We start from the raw sequence: 10,217 nt of genomic DNA, 5'->3' as shown, positions 1-10,217 counted from the left end.
CCCGCGCCCTTTTCCAGGGGCGCGGGGAACTGCGCAATCTTTTGCTTTTAAGGGGCGCGGGGAACGGCGCGACCAGCCACAGCGCACCCGCAGTCGCATCGGTACCCGAAGACGCACCCCCTTAAGGCGCAACCTCCACGGCCGCGAGCGACTTCTTGCCGCGCCGCAGCACCAGCCACCGCCCGTGCAACAAGTCACCCGCGGAGACAACCGCATCCTCGGACGCGACCTTCACATTGTTCACGTACGCGCCCCCCTCCTTCACGGCCCGCCGCGCAGCGGACTTGCTGGGCACGAGCCCGACCTCGGCGAACAGGTCGACCACGGACCCCGGCGCGGCCACCCGTACCCGGGGCAGCTCGGACAGCGCGGCACTCAGCGTCGCCGCGTCGAGCTCGCCCAGCTCCCCCTGCCCGAACAACGCCCGCGAAGCGGCGATCACGGCGGCGGTCTGCCCGGCCCCGTGCACCAGCGTCGTCAGTTCCTCCGCCAGCGCACGCTGCGCCGCACGGGCCTGCGGACGCTCCTCGGTCAGCTTCTCCAGCTCCTCCAGCTCCGCCTGGGACTTGAAGGACAGGATCCGCATGTACGTCGAGACGTCCCGGTCGTCCACGTTCAGCCAGAACTGGTAGAACGCGTACGGCGTCGTCATCTGCGGGTCGAGCCAGACGGCCCCGCCCTCGGTCTTGCCGAACTTGGTGCCGTCCGCCTTGACCATCAGCGGCGTCGCGATGCAGTGCGCCTCGGCGTCCGGCTCCAGGCGGTGGATCAGGTCCAGGCCCGCCGTGAGGTTGCCCCACTGGTCGCTGCCGCCCTGCTGGAGCGTGCAGCCGTACCTCCGGTACAGCTCAAGGAAGTCCATGCCCTGGAGCAGCTGGTAGCTGAACTCCGTGTAGCTGATGCCCTCCTGGGACTCCAGGCGCCGGGCGACCGAGTCCTTGGTGAGCATCTTGTTGACGCGGAAGTGCTTGCCGATGTCCCGCAGGAACTCGATGGCCGACAGACCGGCCGTCCAGTCCAGGTTGTTCACCATGACCGCGGCGTTCTCGCCCTCGAAGGACAGAAACGGCTCGATCTGGGAGCGCAGCCGGCCGACCCAGTCGGCGACCGTCTCCGGGTCGTTCAGTGTGCGCTCCGCCGTCGGGCGCGGGTCGCCGATCTGGCCGGTCGCCCCGCCCACCAGGGCCAGCGGACGCAGCCCCGCCTGCTGGAGGCGGCGCATGGTGAGGACCTGCACCAGGTGCCCGACGTGCAGGGAGGCCGCGGTGGGGTCGAAGCCGCAATAGAACGTGACGGGACCGTCCGCGAGCGCCTTGCGCAATGCGTTCTCGTCGGTGGACAGGGCGAACAGCCCGCGCCACTTCAGCTCGTCGACGATGTCCGTCACGGTTCTCGTGTCTCCTTGGATGATCTTCGGGCGGTCGTGCTTCTCCGGGCAGCCGGGCGGCAGCCGGGCGGCAGCCGGCCGTGCGGCCGGCCACCGGGGGCTGTCCGTCGAGGTTATACGCCCTGACTGACAGAACTCATATTGAAATCCGGCACCCGCAGCGCCGGCATCGCGGCCCTGGTGAACCAGTCGCTCCACTCGCGCGGCAGTGTCTTCTCGGTCCGCCCCGCCTCGGTCGCCCGCCCCAGCAGGCCCACCGGCGACTCGTTGAACCGGAAGTTGTTCACCTCACCGGTGACCTCGCCGTTCTCCACGAGGTAGACGCCGTCCCGGGTCAGACCGGTCAGCAGCAGCGTCGCCGGGTCGACCTCGCGGATGTACCACAGGCAGGTCAGCAGCAGTCCGCGCTCCGTCGCGGCGACCATCTCCTCCAGCGAGGTCTCGTCGCCGCCGTCGAGGATGAGGTTGCCGATGCCGGGAGCCACCGGCAGGCCGGTCAGGGCCGCGCTGTGCCGGGTGCTCGTCAGGCGCTTCAGCTCGCCCTCGCGGACCCACTCGGTGGCCTTGATGGGCAGCCCGTTGTCGAAGACGGAGGCGTCGTCCCCGGAGGAGTGGGCGAGGACGAAGGGGGCGCTTTCGAGCCCGGCCTCGTTCGGGTCGCTGCGCAGGGTGAGCGGCAGGTCGGTGAGCCGCTCGCCGACGCGGGTGCCGCCGCCGGGCTTGCTGAACACCGTCCGGCCCTCGGCCGCGTCCCGGGCCGCCGCCGACCACATCTGGTAGATGAGCAGGTCCGCTACGGCGGTCGGCGGCAGCAGTGTCTCGTACCGCCCGGCGGGCAGGTCGATCCGCCGCTGTGCCCAGCCCAGCCGGACGGCCAGCTCGGCGTCCAGGGCCGCCGGGTCGACGTCCTTGAAGTCCCGCGTGGAGCGGCCGGCCCACGCCGAGCGCGTACGGTCCGGGGACTTGGCGTTCAGCTCCAGCGTCCCGTTGGGCTGGTCGTGCCGCAGGCGCAGTCCCGTGGACGTACCGAGGTAGCTGGTGACCAGCTCGTGGTTGGCGAAGCCGTACAGCTCGCGGCCGCCCGCACGCGCGCGTGCGAACGATTCGCCGAGCGCCGGCGCGAAGTCGGTGAACACCGCCGACGAGGTCTCGGCGGGCGCGTCCGTGAAGTCGGGGGAGGCGGGTACGCCCTCCACGAGCGGCTGCGCGTCCTCGGCGGGGCCCGCCCCGCGCGCGGCGGCCTCGGCGGCCCGTACCAGCGGCTCCAGTTCGTCGGCGGTCACGGCGGAGCGCGAGACGACCCCGGAGGCGGTGCCCTCGCGGCCGTCGACCGTGGCGACGACGGTCAGGGTGCGTCCGCGCGTGACACCGTTGGTGGTCAGCGCGTTGCCCGCCCAGCGCAGGTTCGCGGTCGACCGCTCGTCGGCGATGACGACACACCCGTCCGCCCGGGACAGGGCGAGGGCACGCTCGACGATCTCGTGCGGCTTGTTCGTACGAGGACTCATCGACCGGCCTCCTGCGTGGTGTTGAGGATGTTGACGCCCTTGAAGAGGGCCGAGGGGCAGCCGTGCGAGACCGCCGCGACCTGGCCCGGCTGGGCCTTGCCGCAGTTGAAGGCGCCGCCCAGGACGTAGGTCTGCGGGCCGCCGACGGCCGCCATCGAGCCCCAGAAGTCCGTGGTCGTCGCCTGGTAGGCGACATCCCGCAGCTGGCCGGTGATCTGCCCGTTCTCGATCTTGAAGAACCGCTGGCCGGTGAACTGGAAGTTGTAGCGCTGCATGTCGATCGACCACGACCGGTCGCCGACGACGTAGATCCCGCGGTCGACGCTCCCGATGAGGTCGTCCGTGGACATCCCCGCCGGATCGGGCCGCAGCGACACGTTCGCCATGCGCTGTACGGGCACATGGGCCGGCGAGTCGGCGTACGCGCAGCCGTTGGACCGTTCGAAGCCGGTCAGCTTCGCGATCCTGCGGTCCAGCTGGTAGCCGACGAGCGTGCCGTCCTTCACCAGGTCCCAGGACTGCCCGGCCACGCCCTCGTCGTCGTACCCGATGGTCGCGAGGCCGTGCTCGGCGGTGCGGTCGCCCGTCACGTTCATCAGCTCGGAGCCGTACCGCAGCTTGCCCAGCTGGTCGAAGGTGGCGAACGAGGTCCCGGCGTACGCGGCCTCGTAACCGAGCGCGCGGTCCAGCTCGGTCGCGTGGCCGATGGACTCGTGGATGGTCAGCCACAGGTTGGACGGGTCCACGACCAGGTCGTACACCCCGGCCGTCACGCTCGGCGCCCGCATCTTCTCGGCCAGCAGCTCCGGGATCCGCCCGAGCTCCGCCTCCCAGTCCCAGCCGGTGCCCGTGAGGTACTCCCAGCCGCGCCCGACGGGCGGCGCGATCGTGCGCATCGAGTCGAACTCGCCGCTCGACTCGTCGACGGCCACGGCGGTCAGCTGCGGGTGCAGCCGGACCCGCTGCTGGGTCGTCACCGTGCCCGCGGTGTCCGCGTAGAACTTGTTCTCGTGCACGGTCATCAGCGAGGCGTCGACATGGCTGACACCGGCCGCCCCGAGCAGCCGCGCACTCCACTCGGCCAGCAGCCCGGACTTCTCCTCGTCCGGTACGGAGAAGGGGTCGATCTCGTACGAGGAGATCCACGTCTTCTCGGCGTGCACGGGCTCACCGGCCAGTTCCACGCGCTCGTCGGAGCCCGCCGCCTTGATCACCTTCGCCGACAGCTTGGCCATGGCCACGGCCTGCGACGCCACCCTCGCGGCGGCGTCCATCGTCAGGTCGACCCCGGAGGCGAACCCCCAGGTACCGCCGTGCACGACCCGTACCGCGTACCCGAGGTCGGTCGTGTCCGACGAACCCGCCGGCTTCGCGTCCCGCAGCCGCCAGGACGCGCTGCGCACCCGCTCGAACCGGAAGTCCGCATGGTCGGCGCCCAGCGCCCGGGCCCGCGCGAGCGCCGCGTCGGCCAGGGCCCGCAGCGGCAGTGCCGTGAAGGCTTCGTCGATGGAATGGGGCACGGAGGTCTCCCTTGTTGTCGCCTGTCGGTCCGATCATGTCGCGCGGGCGGGCCCGACGGCCAGGCTTTTCTGTAGGGACCCGACAGCGAGTCCCCCGAGCCACTGTCGGTGCCCGATTCTCCGCGAGGCCGACCGTACCGATAGGTTTTCGAGGTACCAGACCGGCTATCGAAAGGGTGATCCGTTGAGCCGCTCGGTTCTCGTCACCGGAGGAAACCGGGGCATCGGCCTCGCCATCGCCCGCACGTTCGCCGACGCGGGCGACAAGGTCGCGATCACGTACCGTTCGGGCGAGCCCCCGGCCGCCCTCACCGAACTGGGCTGCCTCGCGGTCAAGTGCGACATCACCGACACCGAGCAGGTGGAGCAGGCCTACAAGGAGATCGAGGCCGCGCACGGCCCGGTCGAGGTCCTCGTCGCCAACGCCGGTGTCACCAAGGACCAGCTGCTGATGCGGATGTCCGAGGAGGACTTCACGTCCGTCCTGGAGACCAACCTGACGGGCACCTTCCGGGTCGTGAAGCGCGCCAACCGCGGCATGCTGCGCGCACGCAAGGGCCGCGTCGTCCTCATCTCCTCGGTGGTCGGACTCCTCGGCTCGGCCGGCCAGGCGAACTACGCCGCCTCCAAGGCCGGCCTGGTCGGGTTCGCGCGCTCCCTCGCCCGTGAGCTGGGCTCGCGCAACCTCACCTTCAACGTCGTCGCGCCCGGCTTCGTCGACACCGACATGACCAAGGCGCTCACCGACGAGCAGCGCGAGGCCATCGTGAAGCAGGTGCCGCTCGGCCGCTACGCGCAGCCCGAGGAGATCGCCGCAACGGTGCGGTTCCTCGCCTCGGAAGAGGCCTCGTACATCACTGGAGCCGTCATCCCCGTAGACGGCGGACTGGGAATGGGTCACTGATCACCATGAGTGGAATTCTTGAGGGCAAGCGTGTCCTGATCACCGGTGTGCTGATGGAGTCGTCCATCGCCTTCCACACCGCGAAGCTGGCCCAGGAGCAGGGGGCCGAGATCATCCTGACCGCGTTCCCGCGGCCCACGCTGACCGAGCGCATCGCGCGGAAGCTTCCCAAGCCCACCAAGGTCATCGAGCTCGACGTCACCAACGACGAGCACCTCGGGCGGCTCGCTGAGGTCGTGGGCGCGGAGCTGGGCAGCCTCGACGGCGTCGTGCACTCCATCGGCTTCGCCCCGCAGGACGCCCTCGGCGGCAACTTCCTGAACACGCCGTTCGAGTCGGTCGCCACGGCCATGCACGTCTCCGCCTTCTCCCTGAAGTCGCTCACCATGGCCTGCCTGCCGCTCATGCAGAACGGCGGCGGCTCGGTCGTCGGCCTCACCTTCGACGCCCAGTACGCGTGGCCGCAGTACGACTGGATGGGCCCGGCGAAGGCCGCCCTGGAGGCCACCAACCGCTACCTCGCCCGCGACCTGGGCAAGCAGAACGTGCGCTCCAACCTCATCTCGGCCGGTCCGATCGGCTCGATGGCCGCCAAGTCCATCCCGGGCTTCGGCGAGCTGGCCGCCGTCTGGGACGACCGCGCGCCCCTGGAGTGGGACCTCAAGGACCCCGAGCCGGCCGGCCGCGGTGTCGTCGCCCTGCTCAGCGACTGGTTCCCGAAGACCACCGGCGAGATCATCCACGTCGACGGCGGTCTGCACGCGATCGGCGCGTAGTCGCCGCCGCACAGGTGCTTCCTCGGTGGGCGCCCCGTTTCCCGTAGTGCGCGGGGAGCGGGGCGTCACCCGTTCGGCCCCACCGGCCGGGCGGCCGTGCGGGGTAACGGCCCACTCTGGAGTAGGAGTTCTTCGCAGCGCTTCACAGCACTTCAGTGCACTTCGAAGCACTCCGAAGCAGGAGTTCTTCTCCCGAGACGCCCTCCGGAGCCCGGCCGAGGAGGTCCCCTTGTGCGCCTGTCCCAGGCCCGATGCACGCATCGGCTCCACAGGAACGATGTCGCGGCGGCCCCCGCCGCGCTGTTCGCCGCTCTGACCCTGCTGCTCGCGGTGCCCTCCGACGCCGCCTCGCACACCGCGTACACCGCACACACCGCGCAGAGCGCGGGAACGACGCCCCACGCGCGCGTGCCCGACGGCGAACGGCCCTTCGGAGCGTCGTGCCGGACCGTCGTCGACGGCTCACATGTGACGGCGTACTGCCGCAACCCGTATCCGGAGTCCGACCATGTCGGTCTGCACATAGAGTGCGACCGGTGGTGGGACATCGACGCCGACGGGGTGCGGGTCGAAGCGGGCCCCGCGCAGAACGTCCGGCTCACCGGCCGCTGCTGGAAGGAAGTCCGCTCGGCGTGGGTCAGCCACCAGAAGTGACGTTCACCGGCTGCCCCGCGGGTTCGGCACCCTCCGCGGGCCCGGAGCGCCCCGGGCGGCACAGGAACGGATAGCCGGCCGCCTCGGAGGCCGCCGTCTGCGCGTCGCCCGCGCGGATCGCGTCCACCAGGCGGGTGTGGTCCATGTGCGTCTCGGGCGTCAGCTCCTCGCCGACGTCCTCGCGCAGCCAGTCGCGCACGACCTCGCCCAGATCCGCGTACATCGCCGTCATGACGTCGTTGTGGGACGCGGCGACCACGGCCAGGTGGAAGGTCGTGTCGGCGGTCACGAAGGCCTCCGTGTCGCCGGACTCCCAGGCCTCCTCCCTGCGGACGAGGAGGGCGTCCAGCTGTTTGAGATCGCGCTCGGTACGGCGCTCGGCGGCCAGCCTCGCGGCGCTCGACTCCAGCGTGGAGCGCAGCTCGGCGATGTGCCGCGGGTCGGCGTCCGCGAACCGGCGGTGCATCACGCCGGCCAGCTCGCTGGTGGCCAGCACGTAGGTGCCCGAGCCCTGCCGGATGTCGAGCAGGCCGTTGTGCGCGAGGGCCCGCACGGCCTCCCGGACCGTGTTGCGGGCCACCCCCAGCTGCTCGACCAGCTCCGGCTCGGTGGGGATGCGGGAGCCCACCGGCCACTCGCCCGAGGTGATCTGGTTCCGCAGCGCGGCGATGACCTGCTCGGACAGGGCCGAACGACGAGGGTGGCTCAGGGGCATGACGGTCCTTCGCGCCAGGGGGTTGGACAACCAATCATCCCATGATTCTATGATGGGGTTCATGACAGGCGAGGAAACCAGGACGACCGTGTCCCCATCGATACCGACACAGACACCGATACGCAGCTCCGCACAGGACGCGGACCTGCACACGCCGCCCACGCGCGCGTGGATGACGCGTCTGGTGATCATCGGCATCGTCCTGACGGCCCTCAACCTGCGCCCCGCCATCACCAGCCTGGGCGCCCTCCTGGAGGAGGTGCGCGACGGCCTCGGCATGAGCGGCAGCGTCGCCGGACTCCTCACCTCCGTACCGCCGCTGTGCTTCGCCGTCTTCGGCGTCATGGCGCCGCGCCTGGCCCGTCGCTTCGGACCCGCCGCGGTGGTCTGCGCCGGCATGCTGGCGATCGGTACGGGCCTGGTGCTGCGGCCCTTCGTCGGGGGCACGGCGGGCTTCCTGGTCGCCAGCGCCCTCGCGCTCATGGGCATCGCCGTCAGCAACGTCCTCATGCCGGTGATCGTCAAGCGCTGGTTCCCCGACCGGGTCGGCACCATGACCGGCCTCTACTCCATGGCCCTCGCCCTCGGCACCGCCGCCGCGGCCGCCGTCACCGTACCGATGACCCGGGCCCTGGGCGGGAACTGGCAGACGGGCCTCGCCGTCTGGGCCGCACTCGCGGCCGTCGCCGTCCTGCCGTGGATCCCTCTCGTACGGGCCAAGGGCACGCCCCTGTCCGCCGAGGCGGCTCCCAGCAGTGCCGCCCCCGCTCCGGCCCCGAGCGCGCCCTCCGGAGCGCGCCAGGAGGCCGCCCCGCTGCGGATCACCCGCAGCCGTACCGCCTGGGCGCTCGCGGTCTTCTTCGGGCTGCAGGCCACCGCCGCCTACATCACGATGGGCTGGATGGCGCAGATCTTCCGGGACGCCGGTGTCCCGGCGGGCACCGCCGGACTGCTGCTCGCGGTCACCATGGTCATGGGCGTGCCCCTGGCCTTCGTCATACCGCGGCTGGCCACCCGGCTGCCGCACCAGGGGCCCATCGTCGTCGCCCTCGGCCTCTGCGGGTTCGCCGGCTACGCGGGGCTCTATCTCGCCCCGGCCGCCGGCGCCTGGGCGTGGGCCCTGCTGCTCGGTGTCGCCAACTGCGCGTTCCCGCTGGCCCTCACTATGGTCGGCATGCGCGCCAGGACCGGCGCGGGGGTCGTGCAGCTCTCGGCCTTCGCGCAGAGCACCGGCTACCTCATCTCGATCCCCGGCCCGCTGCTGGTGGGCGTGCTCTACCAGCACAGCGGCGGCTGGGGCCTGCCGATCGCCCTCATGGCAGGCCTGATGGTCCCGCAGATCGTGGTGGGCGTCCTGGCGGGCCGCGACCGCACGGTGGAGGACGAGGCCGCGCGCTGACGGCCGTTCCTGGTCGGCGTGCCCGTTCGCTCCCGGACCGCGCGGCGACCAGCTCCTCCCGGGCCGCGCGGCGACCGCCCCCGGACGCCGACCCCACCCGTGAGGAGCCGGGCGAACAGTGCGAGACTGGGCGTATGCCCGTGCTCGATCCGAACCCCAAGAACGGCCAGAAGAAGATGCTGCTCGTCTTCGGCGCCTTCCTCCTCATCTTCGTGGTCATCGGCGTCATCGCGTCCATCGCCTCACCTTGACCGCCTCACCCTGACCGCCCCGCCCCGACAGCGCTCCGCCGAGCCCTCGCGGGAGCGAAGGTGGGGTTATCCCCCCGTCCCCTAGGGGGTGAGTGTCAGGGTCAAGTGGGTGGATCACCGGATGGGTTGAGGGTTCCCGAGTCCGTACCTTCGAGATGTGACCGCGAGGACGCGGACCACGGACCACTCGAAGCCCCACGGAGGCGGCATGTCGGCCCCAACGCACACCCCGCCCCACCCGGCGACCGGGCGCGGCGTCGAGACGCGACTGCCCTGGTGGGCGCTCCTCCTGCCCGCACTGGCCTTCGCGGCGCTCCTGCTGCTGATACTGAACCCCGCGGACGCCCACGCGGCGGGCGCGGACCCGGTGGTCGGCAGCCTCTTCGAGCGGATCCAGCACCTGGTCCTGCACCAGGGCTAGTGAGCCGCCCGCGCCCCGGCTGCCGAGATCGTGCCGCGCCAGGGCCCCTGAGCTCCCCGTGCCCCGTGGTGGGGCAGCGCATCAACTCCCTGCGCCCCGTGGCGTGTTTCATGCGAAGCTGGGACCCATGAGCGTCGCAGAACCCCGCAGGATTGTCCTTTTCCGGCATGCGAAGGCCGACTGGCCCGAGGTGCCCGACCACGAGCGCCCGCTGGCTGAGCGCGGCCGCAAGGACGCCGCCGTCGCCGGACGCAAGCTGGCCGACACCGGCATCCCCTTCGATCTGGCCCTCTGCTCCACCGCGACCCGGACCCGCGAGACCTGGAAGCTCGCCGTCCAGGAACTGCCGCACCGGCCGAAAACGGTCTACGAGGAGCGGCTCTACGAGGCCTCCCCGGGCGAGCTGATCGCCGTACTGAACGAAACCCCGGACGACGCGCAGAACGCCCTCCTGATCGGGCACAACCCCGGAGTGCAGGGCCTCGCCGACATCCTGGCCGGCCGGTCCGCGTCCGACGCGCAGGAAGGAGTGAGCCGCGAGTTCCACCCCGCCGCCTTCGCCGTGCTCTCCTTCACCGGCTCGTGGAAGAGCCTGGAGCCCGGCGCGGCCACCCTGCTCGACTACTGGGACCCGTCCGAGTGACCACACCGTGAGCGCGGACGGGGCCCGGCACCACGATGG

Annotated in this window: 11 protein-coding genes; 7 read left to right on the top strand and 4 right to left on the bottom strand. The window is 71.2% G+C overall.

What is annotated here, in order from left to right; genetic code table 11:
• Positions 1-121 precede the first annotated feature (121 nt).
• From tyrS to ACFWGJ_RS36185, 3 genes are all read right to left on the bottom strand, one after another.
• On the bottom strand, positions 122-1,387 hold the full coding sequence (gene tyrS / locus ACFWGJ_RS36195) for a tyrosine--tRNA ligase (protein WP_387333085.1): 1,266 nt from the start codon (positions 1,385-1,387) through the stop codon (positions 122-124).
• 113 nt (positions 1,388-1,500) lie between these two features.
• Positions 1,501-2,895 (bottom strand): metallopeptidase TldD-related protein, encoded by a 1,395-nt coding sequence (locus ACFWGJ_RS36190; protein WP_387333083.1) that lies wholly within the window; start codon positions 2,893-2,895, stop codon positions 1,501-1,503.
• Positions 2,892-4,415, bottom strand: coding sequence for a TldD/PmbA family protein (locus tag ACFWGJ_RS36185; RefSeq protein ID WP_387333081.1), 1,524 nt, complete (start codon positions 4,413-4,415; stop codon positions 2,892-2,894). Before ACFWGJ_RS36185 ends, ACFWGJ_RS36190 begins: the two co-directional genes overlap by 4 nt.
• Before the next feature lie 184 nt (positions 4,416-4,599).
• Here ACFWGJ_RS36185 and fabG point away from each other — a divergent pair, with 184 nt between their 5' ends.
• The 3 genes from fabG (at position 4,600) to ACFWGJ_RS36170 (ending at position 6,749) form a co-directional block, all read left to right on the top strand.
• Positions 4,600-5,319 carry a 3-oxoacyl-[acyl-carrier-protein] reductase gene (gene fabG, locus ACFWGJ_RS36180; protein ID WP_387333079.1) on the top strand — a complete coding sequence of 240 codons (720 nt, stop codon included), beginning with the start codon at positions 4,600-4,602 and terminating at the stop codon, positions 5,317-5,319.
• A gap of 5 nt (positions 5,320-5,324) precedes the next feature.
• Positions 5,325-6,095, top strand: coding sequence for an enoyl-ACP reductase FabI (gene fabI / locus ACFWGJ_RS36175; protein WP_384814979.1), 771 nt, complete (start codon positions 5,325-5,327; stop codon positions 6,093-6,095).
• Positions 6,096-6,395: 300 nt separating this feature from the next.
• Positions 6,396-6,749: a hypothetical protein gene (locus ACFWGJ_RS36170; protein WP_387333087.1), complete on the top strand. Its 354-nt coding sequence runs from the start codon at positions 6,396-6,398 to the stop codon at positions 6,747-6,749.
• Here the strand turns inward: ACFWGJ_RS36170 and ACFWGJ_RS36165 are convergent.
• Entirely contained in the window at positions 6,733-7,464 is a 732-nt protein-coding gene (locus ACFWGJ_RS36165; RefSeq protein ID WP_387333077.1) for a FadR/GntR family transcriptional regulator, read from the bottom strand. The genes ACFWGJ_RS36170 and ACFWGJ_RS36165 overlap by 17 nt on opposite strands.
• 49 nt (positions 7,465-7,513) lie before the next feature.
• On the opposite strand from ACFWGJ_RS36165, the gene ACFWGJ_RS36160 reads away from it, so the two are divergent.
• From ACFWGJ_RS36160 to ACFWGJ_RS36145, 4 genes are all read left to right on the top strand, one after another.
• Entirely contained in the window at positions 7,514-8,863 is a 1,350-nt protein-coding gene (locus ACFWGJ_RS36160) for a CynX/NimT family MFS transporter (RefSeq protein ID WP_387333075.1), read from the top strand.
• A gap of 134 nt (positions 8,864-8,997) precedes the next feature.
• A complete protein-coding gene (locus ACFWGJ_RS36155; RefSeq protein ID WP_107017780.1) occupies positions 8,998-9,114 on the top strand; it encodes an SGM_5486 family transporter-associated protein in 117 nt (38 codons plus the stop codon).
• Positions 9,115-9,322: 208 nt separating this feature from the next.
• A complete protein-coding gene (locus ACFWGJ_RS36150) occupies positions 9,323-9,535 on the top strand; it encodes a hypothetical protein (protein ID WP_387333073.1) in 213 nt (70 codons plus the stop codon).
• 127 nt (positions 9,536-9,662) lie between these two features.
• Complete coding sequence (locus ACFWGJ_RS36145; protein ID WP_387333071.1) at positions 9,663-10,178, top strand: SixA phosphatase family protein; 516 nt, start codon at positions 9,663-9,665, stop codon at positions 10,176-10,178.
• Positions 10,179-10,217: the final 39 nt, after the last annotated feature.

Source organism: Streptomyces sp. NPDC060205 (assembly GCF_042728395.1).
GTDB lineage: Bacteria > Actinomycetota > Actinomycetes > Streptomycetales > Streptomycetaceae > Streptomyces.
The sequence above is the reverse complement of the archived record's forward strand: the minus strand, read 5'-3'. Positions and strand labels throughout refer to the sequence as shown.

Excerpts from the sequence above, each read along its gene's own strand:
- ACFWGJ_RS36190 (WP_387333083.1), bottom strand. The coding sequence starts at position 2,895 with ATGAGTCCTCGTACGAACAAGCCGCACGAGATCGTCGAGCGTGCCCTC.
- fabI (WP_384814979.1), top strand. The coding sequence starts at position 5,325 with ATGAGTGGAATTCTTGAGGGCAAGCGTGTCCTGATCACCGGTGTGCTG.
- ACFWGJ_RS36165 (WP_387333077.1), bottom strand. The coding sequence starts at position 7,464 with ATGCCCCTGAGCCACCCTCGTCGTTCGGCCCTGTCCGAGCAGGTCATC.
- ACFWGJ_RS36160 (WP_387333075.1), top strand. The coding sequence starts at position 7,514 with ATGATGGGGTTCATGACAGGCGAGGAAACCAGGACGACCGTGTCCCCA.
- ACFWGJ_RS36155 (WP_107017780.1), top strand. The coding sequence starts at position 8,998 with ATGCCCGTGCTCGATCCGAACCCCAAGAACGGCCAGAAGAAGATGCTG.
- ACFWGJ_RS36150 (WP_387333073.1), top strand. The coding sequence starts at position 9,323 with ATGTCGGCCCCAACGCACACCCCGCCCCACCCGGCGACCGGGCGCGGC.
- ACFWGJ_RS36145 (WP_387333071.1), top strand. The coding sequence starts at position 9,663 with ATGAGCGTCGCAGAACCCCGCAGGATTGTCCTTTTCCGGCATGCGAAG.